Source organism: Reyranella soli (genome assembly GCF_007992495.1).
GTDB lineage: Bacteria > Pseudomonadota > Alphaproteobacteria > Reyranellales > Reyranellaceae > Reyranella > Reyranella soli.
Genome location: NZ_BKAJ01000405.1, coordinates 1 through 533, shown reverse-complemented (window position 1 = coordinate 533; position 533 = coordinate 1). Strand labels below are relative to the sequence as shown.

Here is a 533-nt window from a genome sequence, read left to right as displayed (position 1 = left end):
CGCCCTCCAGCTGGAGAGGTTGTCGAAGTAATTTGGAAGCGCGCCAAGTGAAAGAGCTACTCTAGGCGTGGCTAATTCACCTCCTCCACCAGCTCCGGCCTGTTGTTCCTCACGTTGCCCACGCCCCGGCTGACCTCCCACAGGTCGATCGCGCCCGCCTGCAGCCATCTCCGGTGGCCCGCGCATCTAGTCATCGAACTGCATGCCTCGTGACGCCTATGCTAACAAGGGATCATGTCGACCCCGATCGTTACGGCACGCCGTAATCTGGCCCAGAGGATCAGCAAACTGCTGCTCAAGGGAGGCGAGACCAGCCTGACGTCCTGGCAGCTGCGACAGGTGCAGGGCGCAATCGAGCAGCTCGAGGAAGAGCGCTTTGCCGAGGGCGAACGCACGATGTCGGAGGCCGAGCGACCTGACCTCTATGAGCCTGGCGCGTATCTGGCCAAGGAACCGATCGAGCGGCAGCGTTTGGTCGACCAGCTGAAGATGGTGATTGCAGCGGCATAGCGCGAGCGTCGGCCAAATGCATG

1 protein-coding gene is annotated in these 533 nt (G+C 61.9%); it reads left to right on the top strand.

Annotated features, from left to right (window positions below):
* Positions 1–234 precede the first annotated feature (234 nt).
* A complete protein-coding gene (locus RSO01_RS47010) occupies positions 235–510 on the top strand; it encodes a hypothetical protein (RefSeq protein ID WP_147157516.1) in 276 nt (91 codons plus the stop codon).
* Positions 511–533 lie beyond the last annotated feature (23 nt).

Bases quoted from the DNA above. Each gene is read 5' to 3' on its own strand.
- RSO01_RS47010 (WP_147157516.1), top strand. From the start codon at position 235: ATGTCGACCCCGATCGTTACGGCACGCCGTAATCTGGCCCAGAGGATC.